A 20,375-nucleotide genomic window follows, 5' to 3' on the forward strand; every position below is an offset into this window, starting at 1 on the left:
ATTGCTAAACATTTCCCAAACCATCTAAAACAAAAGTGGTTGATCTGAATATTTCTTATCTTGAAAGGAAAATAATTATGAGTAAAGAAAGGAACATTCAGGCACAGGAAACATTTGGCGATGCAGTAAATTCAGGAAATTTGGAAAACATCCGTGGGGTTGTTTCAGAAAATGTAAAAGACCACGATCCAGCTGAAATACAGGGAAAAGGAGCGCAAGGATTTATTGATTTTTTTAGTATGATGCGAAAAGCTTTTCCAGACTTTAAAGTTGATGTGAAACACATGGTTACGGATGAGGAAAATGTAAGTTTTGCATATACTGCTTCTGGCACACATAAAGGAAATTTTATGGGAATTTCCCCTACTGGAAAAAGTTTTCAAGTCCGAGGCATGCAAATAAGTCGTTTTGAAGATGGTAAATTAATAGAACGTTGGGGAAGTACCGATGAACTTGGAATTTTGAAACAATTGGGCTTTGATCCCACTTCATAAGGATTCAGTTCAAATTACATACGCTGAATGCTTAAAATTGCTTTCCACCCCATCTACAAACACCCTCTGCCCAAAGGACACCGTTTTCCTATGTCTAAATATGAGTTGCTTCCACAACAATTGTTGCACGAAGGAACCTGCAAAGCCGAAAACTTTTTTGAACCAAAAATGCTTTCCGAAGAAAATATTCTCGCGGTGCACACAAAGGAATATTTTAATAGTTTACTGAATCTTACTTTAGATAAAAGTGCAGCACGAAAAATTGGGTTTCCACTTTCCGAGGCGCTTGTACAACGAGGAAGGATTATTTCCCAAGGGACGATTGATTGTTGTGAATATGCATTGAAATATGGCATTGCAATGAACATTGCCGGCGGCACACACCACGCCTATACCGATCACGGGGAAGGATTTTGTTTGTTGAATGATCAAGCGATTGCGGCGAAATACCTTTTGATGAAATATGGAACAGTCGATAAAACGGTTCCGCAACAGGTGCGGAACGACAACGTCGTTGTCAACAAAATATTAATAGTGGATTTGGACGTTCACCAAGGTAACGGCACCGCCAAAATTTTTGAAAATGACGAAAGCGTTTTTACATTTTCTATGCACGGTGCAGGAAATTATCCTTTTGAAAAAGAAAAAAGTGATTTGGATATTGCCATTCCCGATGGAAGTGGCGATGCAATTTATCTTCAAAAATTAAAAGAAACTTTACCAAAGTTGATTGAAGAACAGAAACCCGATTTCATATTTTATTTAAGTGGAGTAGATATTTTGGAAACCGACAAATTAGGTAGACTTAATTGTACTGTAGAAGGTTGCAAAGAACGGGATCGATTTGTTTTGCAACTATGCAAAGATTTGAAAATTCCGGTTGCAGTGAGTATGGGAGGTGGTTATTCGCCAGAAATAAAGATTATAATTGAGGCACACGCTAATACTTTTAGATTGGCAAAGGAGATTTATTTTTAAAAATGTCAAAAAAGGAAAAATCTATCCTCTCTAAAGCTTCTCCAAGTAAGCTAAAAAAAGGGTTGAAGGAAGAATGCTGCAAAAAGTACCTCAAAAAGGGGGAACACAAACGATGTAAGCGTTGCCCTTGTTTTGATATGAGCAAAGCAAATCGATTAGAACGTTTTAATTTTTTAGAATTAAATTTAGAATTCTAAATTTGAAATCACAAATACAGCCCAAGTTTTATCTTCCAATATGGAATTTTTTCTTCAAAATATTCGAAGTACGGTTTTAATGCTTCTGGATCTGCAAGTGTCTTTTGAGCTTTTTTTATTTGTTGAATTTCTTCAGAAGTAATGAATTCTGAAAAGTTAAATTCACTTCCTAATTGATGCATTTTTATGAAGTGCCCATAAACAGAATCTTCCGAAAGTCCGCGTTGCTCAGCGATTTCTAACGGAGAAAGATTATCTGCAGTAAACATTTTGTAACTGCGTTCGTGGGTTGGCAAATCACTTTCCGTACTGTCCAAATGCCGATTGATGACTTTTAGAAAATCATCTGCATACTTTTCTAGTTTTGCTTCTCCAACTCCGGAAATTTCTGCAAAATCTTCACGGTTGCGTGGCTTCTTGTATTCCATATCTTCTAACGCTGCGTCGCTGAACACGATATAAGCAGGCATACCAGCTTCCTGTGCTAATTTTATGCGAAGTGTTTTCAACTTTTCAAAAAGATCAGCGCGTTTTCGAGGCGTTTTTTCTGTTTTTACTTTTTCTACTTCTTGAATTACGTTTGCCAACCGAACTTTTTTACCCTCGTACAAAACTTTTTTTGCGAAAGGAGTAAGCAACAAGCGCCCGTTTTCGTGAAAATAGATTTGTAAAACTCCTTGATTTAGAAGCTGGATAATATATTGCTGCAAATCCCGCCACGAAATGTCTTTTGCAGCTCCGAAAGTTTTTATATTTTGATAACCTTTGTCGTACACTTGAGCATTTTGTGATCCGCGAAGTACGTCCAAAACCATTCCTAATGCTTCTTGTTCCTGCAATCTCGCCACCGCGGAACATACTTTTTGGGCGATAAGCGTACCGTCAAAATATTTTGGTGGGGTTTTGCAGATATCGCAATTCCCGCAATCTTCTGTAATATGTTCTCCAAAATAGCCCAATAGGGCCTTTCTTCTGCAGCTTAAGGCTTCTGCAAATTGCTGTATTCTTTCAAGTTTCGCCAGCTGATAAGCTTCGGTTGCAGTTCCTTCAGCAAACTTCCGGAGCATAATAACATCTGCGAAACTGTAAAAAAGAATTGTATGAGAAGCCAAACCATCTCTTCCGCTACGACCAATCTCCTGATAATAACCTTCAATGTTTTTTGGCATATTATAATGAATTACCCAGCGCACGTTGCTTTTGTCGATCCCCATTCCAAAGGCTATTGTCGCAACAATAATTGGCGTTCGGTCATTCAAAAAGTTATCTTGTATAGTATTTCTCTCTTCAGCCGTAAGTCCGGCGTGGTAAGCTTCAGCCTCATGGCCTTTGGACTTGAGTGTTGCGGCTAGTTTTTCGGTGCTCTTTCTGCTTAAGCAATAAATAATACCACTTTGCCTGCCTCGTCTGGCAATGAAATTTAAAATCTGCTTATTGCGATTTTGTCCAGATCTAACATCTAAATATAGATTTGGTCTATCAAAGGAAGCTATAAATGTTTTTGCATTCGGAATTGCAAGCTGCGTTGCAATGTCTTCCCGCGTAGGTTTATCTGCAGTAGCGGTAAGCGCTATCAATGGAACGTGTGGAAATTGTTCTTTTAAACTTTTTAGTTGCGTATAAGCTGGGCGAAAATCGTGGCCCCAACTGGAAATACAATGAGCTTCGTCAACGGCGAATAGACTTATTTTTATTGAATTCAAAATAAAATTCAATAGAGGAAGGCTTTCGGGGGGCTACATATAATAATTTTAAATTTTCATTTTGCAGATCTTTTAAAACTTGTTGCTGCTCTTCGTAAGGTTGTGAACTGTTGAAAAAGGTAGCTGAAATTCCATTGGCTTTTAATGCATCCACTTGATCTTTCATCAAAGCAATTAGTGGAGAAACAATAATTGCAGTTCCTTCCATAGCCAATGCGGGCAATTGAAAGCACAACGATTTCCCGCCGCCTGTGGGCATAATTGCGATGGTGTCTTTTTGATCTAATATATTATTTATGATTTCTTCCTGATTTGGTAGAAATTTCTCGTAACCGAAATGCGTTTTGAGCAAATCGAATATGTTTAATTGAGTAGTTGTATCCATTGCTGTAAAAATAAAGATTTCAAATTTAAAAAGCCTCCCGAATTTAATCGGGAGGCTTGGTTGGCCAGTCGTTTTATTTACTCCCCAGCATGACTAGCTCGTTGCAAAATACTTCAGTAATATAATGTTTATTGCCCTCCTTATCATCCCACGACCTATTCGTAAGCTTTCCTTCTATTACGATCTCCTGACCTTTGGTCACATAATTTTCGACCACCTTAACGAGTCCACCTTTTACAACTACGTTGTGCCAATAGGTGCGTTCTACTTTTTGACCCTCTTTGTCTTTGTAACTGTCATCTGTGGCCATTGAGAATTTGGCCATTTTATTGCCATCGGCAAAAGTTACGATTTCTGGGTCTTGGCCCAATCTTCCAATCAACTGTACTTTGTTTCTAAGTGCGTTCATGATTTCTAAATTTTAATGTTAAACAATTGATACTATCGAAGTTATTTTTATTCGACAGGACAAACTTACATTGGCTTCTAAATTTTAGTTGGTTGTTACGTATTTACTATCGTTTATAGTTGTTTGTAAGCGTTTGAAAACATATCTTATTTTAAGAAAATCCAATGTTTATAGTATTCGGAGCTCTTTTCAGAATTTCGAAAAACATCAAAAAAAAATCCTGGAATGTCCAGAATTTATTCTTCAAATGTGTATTTATTTTGATTAGGAAACGATAAAGATACCGCCAATAGCAAGAACTTCGTTCATAGTCAAAGGTTCATCGAAAGCCTCAGTAACGGCATCGTCGCCACCTACGGAACCGAACAACCCGCTTAAGTTTACACCACCCTGAACGAGATTACTCTCCGGAGTTTCACCTCCATAAATGGGAGCAAAAGCTGATGGCAAAGTATTTTGAGATCTAGTAATCCAGCCCTTTTCTCCGCGCATTCTTCTTACCTGTGCCGCATGGCGCGCTTCAACAGAGTGAATCTGCAAAGCGTAGGTCAATAAGGTATCGTCATTGGCCAATGCTCCAGCCTGCCCTTTATAAGCACGAACTCCCGTGTCTTCAAACCCTTGTGCAAGCGCCATAAAGGTTGGGTAATCATTAAAGGGGTCAAGGTTTAATCCACCAGGTGCTCCAGTGAAATCGAACTCTGGTTTTAGATCACCATCTTGTAAACCCAGTGCCGCAAGTAGAAAATCTACGTGTGCATCCTCATGTCTGGAAATAGTAGAAAATACGGTTTCATCCTCTGATGGAATAACCCCACTATCTAAGCCCAATTGGTAAAATTCGCGTTCCAAATATTCTAAGGTTAGTGCAAATTTTAGTACATCCTCGTTGGAAGCCATTTTGTTTCCAAAACCCATAGCAAGAGTAGCAGCTTTAGTTTTGGAGCTCGTTGCGGCCAAAGCAAAAGGTATTGATGCCAAGGCAACATTTTTCCCTACATTTTTAAATTGTTGAAATGAATCCCTTCTAGAGCTCTTCTCTTTTAAAAGCTTATCGTCTGAAAGAATATCTAATATTTTTATAAAATTCATAATATTATGTTTTTAAGATTGATAGTTAATTTTAGAAATTCGGTAAGTTAAATGCTGTGAATTCAGTTTTCAAGAATCCGGTTGCTATAACCTCATTTAACACTGTCTTTGGAGCTGCTGCTTGATCAAAAGCAGGAGCGGTTCCGCCTAGACCTATTAAAATATCATCACCGGCAAAATCCATTGAACCTGGATTTATTAAATCTCTAATTGCGGACGCATGTCTTGCTTCCACAGAGACTATTTTTCCTGCTAATAATAAGTATGTCTGACCTGCAGCATTACTAACATCAATTAACTGTCCTGCGCCATTATAGGCTCTAACACCAGTATCTTCCAATACCTGTGAGAGTCCGAGAACGGCATCCCTACTGCTGAAATCAACTGAAGAGAAATCAAATTCCAAATCTGGAAGAACCATACTTTGGTCCACAGCTGCACTAATGGCAGTTTTGAAGAAATCTCTATGGATTACCTCGTGATTATAAATATCCTTGAATAAGGTTTTTTCTCTGGAAGGTGCACCAGCATAATAGCTACCTTGTATAACCTTTGTATAAAATGCTGCCTCTAATTGTTCTAAGGCATATGCATAATTTAAGATTCCTAGATTTCCACCTCCTAAATCAAATTGATCTGGTGGGGTTTCGAGCGTCATAACTTCATCATCGTCGCTACACCCAGTCATAAAAAATAAGCCGGTACCTACTAAGGCTGCTCCGCTAAGCTTCAAAAATCTCCTGCGATCATTTTGGGTTGTTGGGAACTCTTTTTCAATTTTGTTTTTCATAATCATGTTTGTTTTGGTTAATGTTTTAAATTTACGTAGTAATCACACCTTTGGTTTTAATATTAAGGTTAAATGTTTACCAACGGTTTACCAAAAAGAGTTAAATAACGCAAAAATGGTAGGTTATAGTGGCTGGAAGTATGAATTCAATAATGTAAGAGAGCTAAGTTATCAGTATGAACAGCAACAGACTTGAAGCATTCAGCGATGGTGTTCTCGCCATAATAATCACTATAATGGTCTTAGAACTAAAGGTGCCGGAAGGAACAGATTTAGCCGCACTAAAATCCGTGTTGCCTGTATTCTTGAGTTATATACTTAGTTTTATTTATGTAGGTATTTACTGGAACAACCACCACCATATGATGCATGCCGTACAAAAAATTAATGGTGGAATTCTATGGGCCAATCTTCATTTGTTGTTTTGGCTTTCCTTAATCCCTTTTGTTACGGGCTGGATTGGTGAAAATCATTTTTCCGAATTGCCAATGGCTCTTTACGGAGCTGTGCTATTGATGGCCGCAATTGCCTTTTTTATTCTTCAGAATAGAATTTTGGCGGTGCAGGGAAAAGATTCTCTATTGGCGAAGGCATTGGGAAATGATTTGAAAGGAAAAGCATCTCCAATAATTTATGTCGTTGCTATTATTGCCTCTTTTTATAGTCCGTGGATTGCCGGAGCACTATATATTTGTGTAGCTTTAATATGGTTGATTCCCGATAGACGGATTGAGATTATTTTTAGGGAAAAAGTATAACTACCAAGATTGTCCTTTTAATTCCATAGCTGCCCTTAGCACATCACGCTGGCTTATCTGGCCAACTAGCTTTCCATTTTCTATTATCGGAAAACGTCGGTGCTTTGATTCCAAAAATTTACTGGCTGCATCCAGTACGTTCATTTCACCATCAATGGTATCAACGTTTTTAATCATATGTAGTTCAACTTTCACGTCTTCCATTGGGTGGTTGTGGTAGCGACAGTCACTCAGTTGTTTCATACAATCGCCTTCGGAAATGATACCGACCAATTCATTTTTATCGTTAACAACTGGGCCGCCAGAAATTCTTTTCTTTAAAAGAATTTCTATTACTTCTAGCACAGATTGGTCTGGTTTGAAGGTCGTGAGATTTCGAGTCATATAATCGGAAACCTTTATTTTTTCCGAAGAACCTTTTTGGGGCTTAGCCCTTCTGCCAATAAAACTTTTAATTCCCATAGTATCAAATTTTTGCGAACTTCTAATATAGTCAATTTTATCAAACTGCAGAAATGAATATATATGGATGAAAAAACGCTTCAGATTAAAATTGTATTTTTAACAACCTAAACTTCCCAACCATGAAAAAACTTGGTGCCATCCTTTCACTACTGCTCATTATTGCATTGGTCTTTTACAGTTTTTATGGATTGACACCACATTACGATGTAGACGAGCCTGTTTCGGCAACTGAATTTTCTGTAGATAAAGCTTTGCAGCCATTGAGCGAAATTTCAAAAAAACCACATTATTTAGGTTCTAAAGGCCACGAAGAAGTTCGTGAATTTTTAATTTCTGAATTGCAAAAACTTGGTCTCGATCCGCACATTCAAGAAGGGTTTAGCCTCAACCCAGAATCAAAAACACTTGATAAACCCATAAATATTGTTGCACGAATAAAAGGTTCAGAAGATGGAAAAGCACTGTTGCTACTTACGCATTACGATAGTGCTCTTGTTCCTTCTTTTGGAGCTAGCGATGCTGGAAGTGGCTTGGTTACTATTTTGGAAAGCGTTCGTGCCTATCTCGCTTCGGGTGAAAAACCGAAAAACGACATTATAATTCTTTTTTCAGATGCTGAAGAAATTGGGCTGGACGGAGCCAAACTTTTCGTAAACGAACATCCTTGGTCAAAAAACGTAGGTTTAGTGCTCAATTTTGAAGCACGAGGTAGTAGCGGCCCAAGCAATATGATTTTGGAAACCAACGGCGGTAATTCAAACTTGGTTAAGGAATTTATACAAGCAAATCCCGATTATCCCGTCGCATCTTCTTTAATGTACAGTGTTTACAAAATGCTCCCGAATGATACCGATTCTACTATTTTTAGGGAAGACGGCGATATTGATAGTTTTTTCTTCGCTTTTATTGATAGTCATTTTAATTATCATACCGCTAATGATACTTTTCAGAATTTAAGTAGAAATAGCCTTGCTCACCAAGGTAGTTATCTGCTTCCGCTTATTCATTATTTTGCCAATGCTGATCTTTCAAAGATGAAGTCGGAAACGGATGATGTATACGTAAATCTTCCTTTGGTAAAAATGATAAGCTATCCTTTTTCGTGGATTTTACCAATGCTTATTTTAGCAACTTTACTGTTTTTGTTTCTAATTTTTTACGGACTTTACAGAAGAAAACTTAACGGAAAAGCAATGGCTCTTGGCTTTGTTCCTTTTTTGCTTTCTCTAATTTTTTGCGGACTTATTGGTTTATTTGGTTGGAAATTAATCTTGTCGCTTTACCCACAATACTCCGAAATCCAGCAAGGTTTTACCTATAATGGACATTGGTACATTGCGTTTTTTGTCTTTCTTTCATTAGCAATTACGTTTGCCATTTATAAAAGATTCACCAAAAAATTCAACGAGCCTTCATTTTATATTGCTCCGCTATTGTTTTGGTTATTTATAAACGTAGCAGTATTTATTATTCTTAAAGGTGCCGCCTTCTTTATTATTCCTGTGTTTTTTGGATTGTTGTCTTTTTTTGTAATGCTTCGGCAGGAACGTGCCAGTCTTTTGGCAATGGCGCTTTTGGCAGCTCCCGCACTGTTTATTTTTGCGCCACTCATTCAATTTTTCCCAGTTGGTTTGGGCTTAAAAATGCTTGTGATTAGTTGTGTGTTCACTGTTTTGCTTTTTTCGCTCCTTTGGCCAGTTTTTGGGTATTATAAATGGAAAGGAATACTTTCAGTTCTGTGCTTTCTACTTGCGGTATTTTTCTTTATAAAAGCACATACAAAAAGTGATTTTTCCGAAGAAAGGAAAAAACCAAACAGCCTCGTTTATTATAAAGATACAGATACTAACAAAACCTATTGGCTCACTTATGACAAAGAAATTGACGAATGGACAAAGCAATATTTTGGTGAAAAACCTGAAAATGCGTCCAAAGTTTTAGGTGAAGCTTCTTATAATAAATACGGAACCAATTTCATTTATGCTGCCAAAGCTCCCGAGAAAAATATTCCAGATTTTGAAGTGATTTTGAATGAAGATACTTTGGTTGAAAACCTTCGGAATGTAAAATTTACAATTGTTCCGAAGCGGAGCGTGAACAAAATAGATTTGTATAGTATTGAAGATACTCGTTTTAAATTTTTGGAATTCAACGGGAAAAAAGCAAATGGTTTAGATTCTATAAATGATTATCGTGGCACCAAAAATAGTGCGCTCATCAATTATTACGTTTCCGAAAATGATTCCTTGAAAGTTAAATTTTCAGTAGAAAAAGATGCATCTGTTTCGTTTAAAGTGATGGAATATTCTTTCGATTTAATGGCAAATTCGCAATTCGAAATTGCAAAAAGACCAGATTATACGATGCCAAAACCTTTTGTGGTTACTGATGCAGTAGCAGTTAAGCGCACATTTTCCATTAATTCTTTAAAAAGAAAAGTTATAGATACCTTGCAGCTCAATTCCGAAATAATTTTAAACAATGAATAAAACAATTGCCATTGCAGGATTAGGATGGCTTGGGCAACCTTTAGCGTATCGATTGAATATGCTTGGATATATGGTAAAGGGTTCTGTAACAACCATTGAAAAAGCCACGATGCTCCAGAAGAATGGTTTTGATGCCTATCCCTTGGAGATATCTGAGATCGGAGTTATAGGGGAAGTAAAAACACTGCTGAAGAATGCCGATTGTTTGATGATCATGATTCCGCCTGGACTCCGAAAAAATACTGGGGCAGATTATGTTTTGAAAATGACCCATTTGCTTGAAGCCATAAAGGAATCTTCTGTTGAAAAAATAATTTTGATTAGCAGCACTTCAGTTTATGATGATTCACAGGGAAATGTAACTGAAAATAACGAACCACAACCCGATACCATTGCTGGAAAACAATTGCGACAAGTGGAAGAATTATTTATTAATTCAGAAGAATTGCAAACTACCGTTGTGCGTTTTGGAGGATTAATTGGCGGTAGTCGTCAGCCCGCAAAATACTTAGCTGGGCGAAAAGATTTAAGCGATGGTAATGCGCCGGTAAATTTAATTCACCGTGATGATTGTATTACTATTTTAATTGAAATTTTAAAACAGGACGCTTTCGGTAATGTTTTTAATGCTGTAAACCCAGACCATCCCAAAAAATCAGACTATTATATTCAAAAAACAAAAGAGCTTGGTTTGGAACCGCCAACTTTTGCTGAAGGAGATACCAATGAAATTTTTAAACAGGTGGATTCTGAAAATTTGGAAAAGATTTTAAATTATTCATTTAAAACTTCTCTATAATAAAAAAAGGAGCCTTTTACAGCTCCTTTTCATTTCAATAAAATACTTTAAAAACTACCAAATACGAACTCTGTCTTCCGGAGCAAGGTACATTGGGTCGCCTTCTTTAATATCAAAAGCTTCATAAAAAGAGTCAACATTTAGCAAGGGTTGTGTAGCACGAACCATTCCTGGAGAATGTGGGTCTGTTTTCACTTGGTTGCGAAGTGCCTCTTCACGAGATTTGGTGCGCCATACTGTGGCCCAGCTCATAAAGAAACGTTGTTCTGGCGTAAAACCATCAATGTTATCAGGACGTCCATTTTCTTTGTAAAAACGTTGTAAACCATCATAAGCAGCAAGTACACCGCCAAGATCGCCAATGTTTTCGCCTAAAGTAAATTTCCCGTTGATGTAAACGCTGTCTAAAACCTCAACACTACTGTATTGCTCCGCAAGTTTATCACCGCGTTGGGTAAAGTTTTCAAGATCTTTATCTGTCCACCAGTTTACCAAGTTTCCGTTAGCGTCAAAACGTGAACCGCTATCATCAAAAGCATGCGAAATCTCATGACCAATTACGGCGCCAATTCCACCATAATTTACAGCTTCATCTGCCTTGTAATCGTAGAAAGGTGGTTGAAGAATTGCTGCTGGGAAAACGATTTCGTTATTGAATGGGTTAAAATAAGCATTCACTGTTTGTGGGCTCATTCCCCATTCAGTGCGGTCTACGGGCTCATCTATTTTTTCAAGATTGTCTTTCATGTTCCAAGTTTGAACGGCTACCATATTGTCATAATATGTATTTCCAGTTTTCACTTCCATAGATGAATAATCTTTCCATTTATCTGGGTATCCAATCTTTACAGTAAACTTGTCTAGTTTTTCAATGGCTTTTACTTTTGTGCTATCGCTCATCCAATCTAAAGCGTTGATTCGGTCTTTATAAGCTGCAATGACGTTAGTAATCATTGTTTCTGCTTTTTCTTTTGCTTCTGGCGGAAACATCTCATCCACATATAATTTACCCAAAGCTTCACCTACACTTCCATTAACAGTTGCTAATGCACGTTCGGTCGCAGGTTTTTGTTTTTTGGTGCCTTTTAGAGTCGTTTCATAAAAATCAAAATTAGCTTTATCAATTTCTGTTGTCAACATACCAGCAGAACTGTTTAAAGTTGACCAACGCATCACAGTTTTCCAAGTATCAAAATCTGGCTTCGCGAACATTTGCTTCAATGTTTCCATGTATTTTGGTTGCATCACGATAACAGTATCCATTTTTTTGGTAACACCCATACCTTTAAATGCCTCTTCCCACTGAAGTTGTGGAAGCATTTTTTGAAGTTCATCAATACTTCTTGGATTGTTGAAGTTCCTGAAATCACGACTCGCCACTTTGTCCAATCTTGGAGTAGCAAGTTTTGTTTCAAAAGCAAGAATGATTTCTGCTTGCTTACGGGCAGATTCTTCAGAATCGCCTAAAAACTGAAGCATTCTTGTAATATGATCTACATATTGCTCACGTATTTTTACCGAAGCAGGATCTGTATTGGTATAAAAATCACGGTCCGGAAGGCCTAAACCACCTGGTGTAATATATGCAGAGTTTATTGAACTATTGCTTGGGTTAGAAAATGCGGCAAGACCCAAAAATGGTTGTGAAACTGCAACTGCATCTTCACTCATTAATTTTTGAAAATCTTCCATGGTTTTCATGGCTGCTATTTTTTCAAGCGTTGGTTTAATTGGTTCAATACCGGCTTTATTTCTTGAAACAGAATCCAACTTAGATTCATATATCATCAAAGCTTTGGCTTGGTCTGTTTTTTCAGCATATTTTCCGCTTTCTTTTGCTCTTGCCAAAATGTCCAGCATATCGGCATCAGTCTTTTTTCTTAGAATAGTGAATCCAGCCCAACTGGTTTGATCATCTGGAATCTCGTTATTTTTCATCCAGTTTCCATTCACATAATTGTAAAAATCTGCTTTAGGACTTACAGTGGTGTCCATGTTTGCAAGAATAATTCCGTGTGGCTCAGTGTCTGCCTGCGCAACTTCGGTCTTCTCTTTACAAGCGGTTGCGGCTACTGCAATAACTGCAAAAGCAACAACGGGTTTTAAAAAATTAGTCTTCATTTTATGATTTTTGATTAAAGTATTTATTGTTTGAATTTATATAATATGATAAGTTGTCTTTTCCTTGTTTTTGTTACACTTTTTTGTTCTTTTTGTCTTGAATTTCCAAATTCATGATGGAATCTTTATAGCGCTTTTGTTTTTTCAATTCGGTTTCTTCGTCTTCTTTCCTTTGAAAATCTATATTGTCTTTCTGAAATTTTTCGTTTAGTTGCACTATTAAGTTATTTACAGCAACGTTCATCTCTTTAACGGAATTTTGAATTTTGGCAGAATCCAATAAAGATTGATGTGATGTTTGATAGAGTAACTCAGAACGTGTTTTTAAAACTAACAATCTACTGTTTATGGGCTTAGTGTTAAGTGTATCTGGAATGTTTTTAAAAATAGAATCTGAGTATTCTTTTAAGCGTTCAGAATGGGTTCTTAAACCTTCATAATTGCTACCGTTAATTTTTTTTGCTTCCAAAAATAAATCTTCCAAAACTCCCCAATGTACTGCTTGCTCTTTTGCAGGGGCAGAAAGCTCCGGGAAACTATACTCTTTGTAGCCAAAAATAATGGAAGCGTCATTTGTAGGCTCTTGGTTTTGATTCTCTTCAGAAGAATTTCCGCATGAAAAAATAAAGCCAAGAATTATTAAAAGGAAAACTGTAAATCTCATAAAAAATAAAAGAGGAACAAAGATACTGGTTATTAACTACATGAAGCATAATTTTTTTTGGCTTTGAAAGAAGTGATAATATGTATATTTACACTTCATTTTTGAAAAAGAAAAATATGAAGAAACGAATTCTAATCATTGGTGCTTGCGGACAAATAGGAACGGAATTAACAGTTTATTTGCGGGATAAATTTGGCAAGCATAAAGTAATAGCAAGCGACATTCGTGAAGGAGATGATGAACTGATGAAAGGTGGTCCGTTTGAAATTTTGGACGCCATGGATTACAATGCGATTGAAGAAATTGTGATACGCCATGAAATTACAGATGTTTATTTAATGGCGGCTATGCTTTCGGCCACAGCAGAAAAGTTTCCTATGAAAGGATGGAATTTGAATATGAATTCACTTTTTCACGTCTTGAATTTAGCAAAAGACAAAAAAATTGAAAAAATATTCTGGCCTTCTAGTATTGCAGTTTTTGGCCCTACAACCCCCAAGACCAATACCCCTCAACGGACCGTTATGGAGCCAAGCACCGTTTACGGAATAAGCAAGCAAACTGGCGAGCGTTGGTGTGAATATTATTTTAACCGTTACGGAGTAGATGTTCGCAGCATCCGCTATCCTGGATTAATAAGCTATAAAACACTTCCGGGTGGTGGAACTACGGACTATGCGGTGGATATATATCACAAAGCTATAAAACACAAAAAATACATTTGTTTTTTAAATGCTGAAACTACACTACCCATGATGTTTATGGACGATGCAATAAAAGCAACTGTAAATATTATGGAAACAGAACCTGAAAAGGTTAAAATTAGAAGCTCCTATAATCTTGCCGCAATGAGTTTTAATCCAGAAGAAATAACCGCGAGTATTCAGAAACATATTCCAGAATTTAAGATTGGATATGAGCCCGATTTTAGACAGGCTATTGCCGATAGCTGGCCGCAAAGCATTGACGATACTAAAGCTAAGGAAGATTGGAATTGGAAAAGTGAAATTTCTTTAGATGAAATGACAACTATTATGCTTGAAAACTTGAAAGGAAAGTATTGATATTGACCAACAATATTACTTTTTAAACTCTACCTCAAGAATATTTGCAGTGCCATTTTTTCCTTCATTAGATATATAGAGCGTTCCTTCTGGAGAGAATGTAATTCCTTCGGGTTGGGGAAAAATATCACTGTGGAAGTAATGTATAATTTTCGGCTTGCTCAAGGAATCCATAATTAATACTTGGGGTGGATTGCTCTGTAAAACATAGATATTTCCATCAGCGGGGTTTATATCCATATCTGATGGTGAAAAAGAAGGGGTTTTATCAACATCGTCATCAGTATCTTTAATTTGGAAAACAGGATCTTTAAGTGAAATTTTAGCTATAGGGTTATTTGAAATTGTTTTGGTAGCGAGATCAAATGCATAAATACTTTTATAATCTTTCCCTTGTGGATCTTTGTTTTTTGCAGTCATTAAAAGCCTGTTGTTCTTGAGATCAACCCCTAAAGATTCCATATTGTTTTTCCCTGTAAAAGGAGTTTTATAGCTTTTTACTGTGAAATCGGTTTTCAAAAAATTCGCAACCTCAAATATCTCACCATTACTTTCCAAAACATATGCGGTGCTGTCAACTATTACGAGTCCTTCATAATCTCCAGCTTTAGAAAAATTGATTTGGTAATCTACCAATGAAGTGGAAAGATTATACACAAAAATAATACCTTCCTCATCCTGCACACAGGCAATTTTGTCTTCAGAAATCCAACCAATACCTGAAATTTCATTGAGTTCAACGGGCATATCCCATTTGCGGATTATTGTATAGGTTTCTTCTTCTAAACGCGGATTGAGAGCTGGATTTTCAAAGGCATACCATAAAATACCGACAAAGGCTAATACGCCAAATATTATCCAAAAAGCTATTTTGTTTTCGTTCATAAAGTTTTAGTAGTGTTAGATTTTTAATTTTTCAATTGGTTGAAATGAAATAGGCGATAATTTAAGCTAAATATTAATTTGGTTGGCATAAAATTATTATAAAAAAATGAAACTATTATTTATTTGCAACCATCAAATGCTAGTTCTCAATTCGGTTTCATAAAATATCAAACTATTCATCAAAAGCTTAAAAAGCGATTGTTCTAGATTTTTCCTTGGCCTCACAAGCCCTAAAGTTTGGGGAAGTATGGATCTAATTTAGTAGCCTCACCAACCCCGAAGCGTCGGGGGAACTTGGATCTAATTTTGTAGCCTCACCAACCCCGAAGCGTCGGGGGAACTTAGATCTAATTTTGTAGCCTCACCAACCCCGAAGCGTCGGGGGAACTTAGATCTAATTTTGTAGCCTCACCAAGAATCGAACTTGGATCTAAAGTTTAGGAAACTTCTATTCTATCCATTGAACTATGAGGCCAATTTTTTTGCTCCAATAATTAGTACCTAAAGTTTAGGACCCCGAGGCTTCGGGGCTATTCTTTCCATTGAACTATGAGGCCTTCATTATGGAAGGCAAATTTAGTTATTTTAGAACGATTGCTATTAGTAAACTTCAAGCCAATGAAATGTTCTTATTTCTTTTTTAAACGATTGCGAAGCATGCACAAAACACCAATTTCTTCTTTTGATAAATTTTCTGCCTTTTTAAGCAATTGATTTATTTCCTTTTCAAAATATTGTAGTGTACGTCCTTTTGTATAATCATCAATAACACGTGGATCAATATAACTACTTCTTGCTACAGAAGGTGTGTTGCCCAACCTTTCAGAAACCATATTTACGGCTTCTTTTATATTTTGGTCCAATAGTTTTTGATCTTTTTTATCAACAACCCCAAGTTCGTCCAACGCTATTGCGGCAATCATTGTTCCCGCCCAAGTTCTGAAATCCTTAGCTGAAAATTCTTCACCCATTACTTCGTGGATATAGGCATTCAAATCGTCACTCCTAACGTCAACAATATTGTTGTCTTCGTCTAGATATTTGAAAATTTCATAGCCGGGCATATCATCAATTTCTTTTACAATTTTGGCCAATTTTTTATCCACTATATGTTTTTCCTGATCTTGACCAGATTTCCCGTTATAAGTAAAGATCATTTCATCACCCTCAATTTTAAGGTGTTTATGTCTTAAAGTAGTTAAGCCATACGTCTCATTTTCTTTAGAATATGTTTCGCTGCCGGGACGAAAAAATGCAGATTCCAATAAACGCAACATAGTGGCCATAACCTTTTCCCGATTCAATTTTCGCTTACGCAGATGCTGCCCGGTTACCCGCCGCATATGCTCTAGCTGATCGGCAAAATGTATAATGCGATCAAATTTTTTAGAATTTTGGCGCTTTGTATGTTTAGCATGATAGATGTACTGCTTACGGTCTTTGTCATCTCTTCCTGTAACCAATAATTTTACATTTCTGTTTTCACTTATTTCAACATTTGTCCAAGCGGGCGGAATTATTAGTGATTTTATCCAGTCTAGTGTTTCCTTTTCTTTTATGGTTTTCCCATCATTATCTTGATAGGTAAAGCCTTTACCGTGCTTCTTTCTGTAATACATAGCTTTTTTAAAATAAAATTAAAACAAAATTTTATTCTTACAGAAAAATTGTGCGATTTTGGAAGATTATAAATGCTAAATAAAAGAGAATGTTTAATTTATGTTTTACCTATCTAAAACACAAAAGCCTCTACATTTCTGTAAAGGCTTTCTCTAACTAAGCTCCTCCTCTTGGGCTCGAACCAAGGACCCTCTGATTAACAGTCAGATGCTCTAACCAACTGAGCTAAGGAGGAATTTTGCGTTAGCGGTTGCAAATATACCTATTTTTTAATTCCATCAAAATAAAAACCAAAAACTTTGTGATTTTTCTGTTTTTTAATATTTCAAAATATAAAAAATTATAGGTCTTTAATTTGTTGGAGTAGCGATATATTTGCGGAAGAGCTACTGTTTGTAAGCGTTTCTATAGCTTCTTGTATTTTGTTTTCTTTCAAAAGTGACAAAGCCAAATAATATTTTGTGTCTTCATAAAAAACACTCTTAGTTTTTTTATTTGCTTTTTGGAGATATTTTTCAGCTTGTCGGGCATTTCCGTTTGCCAAATTTGCCACTCCTAAAAAATACACCAAGGTATCATTTTCTGGATGAGCCCCATAAATAGGCTCCCAACGTGATATGGCATCAGCATATTCCTTTCGTTTATAATTAACCATTCCATAATAAAATTCATATTCTGAAGAAGTTCCCATAGTGGTGGGAAGGCCGGGGTCAGGTTTAAAATTTTCAGCAAAGACTTTTTCAGGAGAATTTCCACTAGTAAAAATTGCCCAAGAAGTAACACCAATTAATATTAAAAAAGAGGCCGCTAAAGCAAGCCAACCTATATTTTTCCATTTTTTTTCGGGCTCTTCTGCAATGTCTTCATGAAAGTTATCTAAGGCATTTTTTAAGTTGTATTCCTCTACGCTATTAAAAAGTAGGCGTTGCTCTTCAACCAGCGTTTTAAAATCTGTATAAATTTTCATGCGCTCATTAAAATCGGCCAATTCAGCTGTATCTAGTTTGCCCAAAAGATAGGCATCAATAAGCTCTTGATTTTCTTGATTGTTTTCTATTTTTTTATTTGGATCCATTGGGGATAATTTGGGTCATTTTTTTTAATTGTTCTTGGCATCTATATTTTGCATTTCGCGCAGAGGCCTCGTCCATGGCCATTATTTTGGCTATTTCTTTAAAGGGTTTCTGTTCAAAGTAGAAAAGTTTCATAAGCAATTGGCAGCGTTTTTCAAGTTTGCTTATGGAGTCCATAATAATTTTAATTTTTCTATTCTGCATTTCATTTTCCTCTATTTCTGGCTCCTTATATTCAATTTCACGATTTATAAATGTGGTGTTTTTATATCTTACCGACCGCACGTGGTCCAACCATTTATATTTTGCAATCTGAAAAAGATACCCATTGATGGCTGTTTCACTTTGAGCAGAAAATTTATCGTCTTTAATATTTCGCCACATCGCAATGAATGCTTCTTGGTATAAATCTTTTGCCTGTTGCTCATCGCCACTGTTTTTATAAACATAGCGTTTCACTTTAGGAAAATTTGTTTTATATAATTGTTTTAGGGCAGTCGCATCATTTTTTTTTATGAGCGCTACCATTTCATTTAATGGCAAATCCGTACTATTTTGGTTGCTTATTTTCTGCATTTTGATTGAAACAATACAGAAAGATACAATTTATACGCAATCGTTTAAAAAAAATTGTGCAACTTAAGTTATATGGATATTTTTTTTCGTTGAAATGAGCCATAAATTCCTTTTACATGTATTCAAAATATTCCATTCAGCTGTTTTAACTACATCGAAGAAGCGCCTAAAATGTCATCACAATACTTCAAAAAAAATACTTCGAAGTAGTTCCGAAGTATTTTTTTTAAGCGTTTTATATTCGTTTATTCAAACAACCAACGATAGATGTCGTTTCCGTTAGCAAAAAGCACTAAAGCTATCAAAATGAAGAAACCGACCATTTGTGCGTATTCCATAAACTTGTCGTTTGGTTTACGGCCGGTGACTATTTCGTATAAAAGAAACATTACGTGGCCACCATCCAAAGCAGGAATAGGTAGAATGTTCATAAATGCGAGTATTATTGAGATTAAAGCCGTAGTTGCCCAAAAGCTTTGCCAGTCCCAAACATCAGGGAAAAGATTCCCTATGGCACCAAAACCACCTACTTGGGTCGCACCTTTTTTAGTGAAAACATATTTGAATTGCTTTACGTAATCTTTCAATGTATTAAAGCCATAACCAAAACCGCCAACGATGCTTTCGCCAATAGAGTATTCAAGCTTCGTTTTACCAACTTGTGATCGTAACTCTTTTCCAAATGCATTTATGCCAATTTTTCCTTCATTATTGGCCGTAACTTTAATGGTATCTATTTGGTTTTCTCTTGAGACCACAAATAGATTTTCGTTTTGACCATTTTCTTTTATTACTGAACCAAATTCATCAAAATATTTAATAGGCTTACCATTAACAGATAAAATTTTATCCCCTATTTCAAAACCAGAATTATTAGCTGGATAATCAGGGTATATGGTATCTATTACTGCTATTCGCATTGGAGTAAAAGGGAAATGAGTATCATTTTTGAACATTTTAGTCCCTGCATCTTCTGGCACCGAAATGCTTTCAGAAGTGCCATCAGCATGTTTTACTTCTACTTTTGAAACATCGCGCAGAAAGAGATATCTGTTTATGTCCATAACATCTTCTAAGGGCTCTTCATTTACAGTCAGAACATGATCGCCATCCCGAAAACCGTAATCCTTAAATTGTTCAGTAACTGCAAAACCTTGTGGAATGTCTTCATTGGTGGTAATATTTCTTCCATAGAAATAAAGGATTCCCATATAGATAACAAATCCCAGAATAATGTTCACTGTTACACCACCCAGCATAATAATGAGCCGTTGCCAAGCTGGTTTGCTTCGGAATTCCCAAGGCTGTGGCGGTTGTGCCATTTGCTCTTTGTCCATGCTCTCGTCTATCATCCCGGCAATCTTAATATAGCCACCCAATGGCAACCAGCCAATACCATATACGGTGTCGCCAATTTTCTTTTTGAAAAGTGAAAACTTCACATCAAAGAAAAGATAGAATTTTTCAACTCTTGTCTTGAAAATTTTTGCAGGAATAAAGTGTCCCAATTCGTGGAGTACGATTAAAAGGGATAAACTTAAAAGAAGCTGAATAGTTTTTATAAAAAATGGACTCATAGTGTCTTAAATATATTTTTAAATGGTCTCGATTAATAAATATCTTATTACCAAAATCGAGCCTAAAATGATTTTGCTTGCTATATCTTGGTTCCGCTTAATATCTAGCGGTTTTAGGCAAAAATCGCACAAAAGTAAGCTTTTAGACCTTGCAAAAAAAATAAGCGGGTTTGTTCCCGCTTATTTATTATATATTTTGAAATCGTTTTATTGTATTACTCAAAAATTTATAGCTG

General features: G+C 36.3%; 20 protein-coding genes and 2 tRNA genes. 7 read left to right on the plus strand and 15 right to left on the minus strand.

Annotated features, from left to right (window positions below; all coding sequences use genetic code 11):
- Window positions 1-77 precede the first annotated feature (77 nt).
- The 3 genes from AEQU1_RS02780 to AEQU1_RS02790 are packed head-to-tail and all read left to right on the plus strand — an operon-like array spanning window position 78 to window position 1,669.
- Window positions 78-494, plus strand: coding sequence for an ester cyclase (locus AEQU1_RS02780; protein WP_111878603.1), 417 nt, complete (start codon window positions 78-80; stop codon window positions 492-494).
- Between the two features lie 27 nt (window positions 495-521).
- On the plus strand, window positions 522-1,472 hold the full coding sequence (locus AEQU1_RS02785; RefSeq protein WP_111878604.1) for a histone deacetylase: 951 nt from the start codon (window positions 522-524) through the stop codon (window positions 1,470-1,472).
- Between the two features lie 2 nt (window positions 1,473-1,474).
- On the plus strand, window positions 1,475-1,669 hold the full coding sequence (locus AEQU1_RS02790) for a hypothetical protein (RefSeq protein WP_111878606.1): 195 nt from the start codon (window positions 1,475-1,477) through the stop codon (window positions 1,667-1,669).
- 8 nt (window positions 1,670-1,677) lie between these two features.
- Here the strand turns inward: AEQU1_RS02790 and AEQU1_RS02795 are convergent, their stop codons facing one another.
- From AEQU1_RS02795 to AEQU1_RS02810, 5 genes are all read right to left on the minus strand, one after another.
- Complete coding sequence (locus AEQU1_RS02795; protein ID WP_309300242.1) at window positions 1,678-3,372, minus strand: RecQ family ATP-dependent DNA helicase; 1,695 nt, start codon at window positions 3,370-3,372, stop codon at window positions 1,678-1,680.
- Window positions 3,338-3,757 (minus strand): DEAD/DEAH box helicase, encoded by a 420-nt coding sequence (locus AEQU1_RS16355; protein WP_309300243.1) that lies wholly within the window; start codon window positions 3,755-3,757, stop codon window positions 3,338-3,340. Before AEQU1_RS16355 ends, AEQU1_RS02795 begins: the two co-directional genes overlap by 35 nt.
- A 73-nt stretch (window positions 3,758-3,830) precedes the next feature.
- The gene (locus AEQU1_RS02800) at window positions 3,831-4,166 is read right to left on the minus strand and encodes a single-stranded DNA-binding protein (protein WP_111815382.1); all 336 of its coding nucleotides are present in this window, start codon (window positions 4,164-4,166) and stop codon (window positions 3,831-3,833) included.
- Window positions 4,167-4,430: 264 nt separating this feature from the next.
- Complete coding sequence (locus AEQU1_RS02805; RefSeq protein ID WP_111878607.1) at window positions 4,431-5,258, minus strand: ferritin-like domain-containing protein; 828 nt, start codon at window positions 5,256-5,258, stop codon at window positions 4,431-4,433.
- 31 nt (window positions 5,259-5,289) lie between these two features.
- Window positions 5,290-6,048 carry a ferritin-like domain-containing protein gene (locus AEQU1_RS02810; protein ID WP_111879034.1) on the minus strand — a complete coding sequence of 253 codons (759 nt, stop codon included), beginning with the start codon at window positions 6,046-6,048 and terminating at the stop codon, window positions 5,290-5,292.
- A gap of 176 nt (window positions 6,049-6,224) precedes the next feature.
- On the opposite strand from AEQU1_RS02810, the gene AEQU1_RS02815 reads away from it, so the two are divergent.
- Window positions 6,225-6,806, plus strand: a complete 582-nt coding sequence (locus AEQU1_RS02815) for a TMEM175 family protein (RefSeq protein WP_111878610.1) — start codon at window positions 6,225-6,227, stop codon at window positions 6,804-6,806.
- Here the strand turns inward: AEQU1_RS02815 and AEQU1_RS02820 are convergent, their stop codons facing one another.
- Complete coding sequence (locus tag AEQU1_RS02820; protein ID WP_111878611.1) at window positions 6,807-7,268, minus strand: CBS domain-containing protein; 462 nt, start codon at window positions 7,266-7,268, stop codon at window positions 6,807-6,809. It abuts the gene before it with no gap.
- 122 nt (window positions 7,269-7,390) lie between these two features.
- On the opposite strand from AEQU1_RS02820, the gene AEQU1_RS02825 reads away from it, so the two are divergent.
- Both AEQU1_RS02825 and AEQU1_RS02830 read left to right on the plus strand, forming a co-directional pair.
- Window positions 7,391-9,760 carry a M20/M25/M40 family metallo-hydrolase gene (locus tag AEQU1_RS02825; RefSeq protein WP_111878613.1) on the plus strand — a complete coding sequence of 790 codons (2,370 nt, stop codon included), beginning with the start codon at window positions 7,391-7,393 and terminating at the stop codon, window positions 9,758-9,760.
- Window positions 9,753-10,559 carry an NAD(P)H-binding protein gene (locus AEQU1_RS02830; RefSeq protein WP_111878614.1) on the plus strand — a complete coding sequence of 269 codons (807 nt, stop codon included), beginning with the start codon at window positions 9,753-9,755 and terminating at the stop codon, window positions 10,557-10,559. The genes AEQU1_RS02825 and AEQU1_RS02830 overlap by 8 nt, the downstream gene beginning before the upstream one ends.
- A gap of 54 nt (window positions 10,560-10,613) precedes the next feature.
- On the opposite strand, the gene AEQU1_RS02835 is transcribed toward AEQU1_RS02830, so the two are convergent.
- Complete coding sequence (locus AEQU1_RS02835; RefSeq protein ID WP_111878615.1) at window positions 10,614-12,680, minus strand: M13 family metallopeptidase; 2,067 nt, start codon at window positions 12,678-12,680, stop codon at window positions 10,614-10,616.
- Window positions 12,681-12,753: 73 nt separating this feature from the next.
- On the minus strand, window positions 12,754-13,344 hold the full coding sequence (locus AEQU1_RS02840; RefSeq protein WP_111878617.1) for a hypothetical protein: 591 nt from the start codon (window positions 13,342-13,344) through the stop codon (window positions 12,754-12,756).
- 116 nt (window positions 13,345-13,460) lie between these two features.
- Here AEQU1_RS02840 and AEQU1_RS02845 point away from each other — a divergent pair, with 116 nt between their 5' ends.
- Window positions 13,461-14,408 (plus strand): NAD-dependent epimerase/dehydratase family protein, encoded by a 948-nt coding sequence (locus AEQU1_RS02845; protein ID WP_111879036.1) that lies wholly within the window; start codon window positions 13,461-13,463, stop codon window positions 14,406-14,408.
- A 15-nt stretch (window positions 14,409-14,423) separates the two neighbouring features.
- On the opposite strand, the gene AEQU1_RS02850 is transcribed toward AEQU1_RS02845, so the two are convergent.
- From AEQU1_RS02850 to rseP, 7 genes are all read right to left on the minus strand, one after another.
- Window positions 14,424-15,293: an SdiA-regulated domain-containing protein gene (locus AEQU1_RS02850; protein WP_111878619.1), complete on the minus strand. Its 870-nt coding sequence runs from the start codon at window positions 15,291-15,293 to the stop codon at window positions 14,424-14,426.
- 403 nt (window positions 15,294-15,696) lie between these two features.
- Window positions 15,697-15,768 (minus strand) — tRNA-Arg (locus AEQU1_RS02855).
- Between the two features lie 154 nt (window positions 15,769-15,922).
- The gene (locus AEQU1_RS02860; RefSeq protein ID WP_111878620.1) at window positions 15,923-16,912 is read right to left on the minus strand and encodes a DNA topoisomerase IB; all 990 of its coding nucleotides are present in this window, start codon (window positions 16,910-16,912) and stop codon (window positions 15,923-15,925) included.
- Window positions 16,913-17,074: 162 nt separating this feature from the next.
- Window positions 17,075-17,148: transfer RNA gene (locus AEQU1_RS02865), tRNA-Asn, on the minus strand.
- Between the two features lie 105 nt (window positions 17,149-17,253).
- The gene (locus AEQU1_RS02870; RefSeq protein ID WP_111878621.1) at window positions 17,254-17,988 is read right to left on the minus strand and encodes a CDC27 family protein; all 735 of its coding nucleotides are present in this window, start codon (window positions 17,986-17,988) and stop codon (window positions 17,254-17,256) included.
- On the minus strand, window positions 17,975-18,562 hold the full coding sequence (locus AEQU1_RS02875; protein ID WP_111878622.1) for an RNA polymerase sigma factor: 588 nt from the start codon (window positions 18,560-18,562) through the stop codon (window positions 17,975-17,977). Before AEQU1_RS02875 ends, AEQU1_RS02870 begins: the two co-directional genes overlap by 14 nt.
- 245 nt (window positions 18,563-18,807) lie before the next feature.
- Entirely contained in the window at window positions 18,808-20,139 is a 1,332-nt protein-coding gene (gene rseP / locus AEQU1_RS02880; RefSeq protein WP_111878623.1) for an RIP metalloprotease RseP, read from the minus strand.
- Window positions 20,140-20,375: the final 236 nt, after the last annotated feature.

It is taken from the genome of Aequorivita sp. CIP111184 (assembly GCF_900489465.1).
Taxonomy (GTDB): Bacteria; Bacteroidota; Bacteroidia; order Flavobacteriales; family Flavobacteriaceae; genus Aequorivita.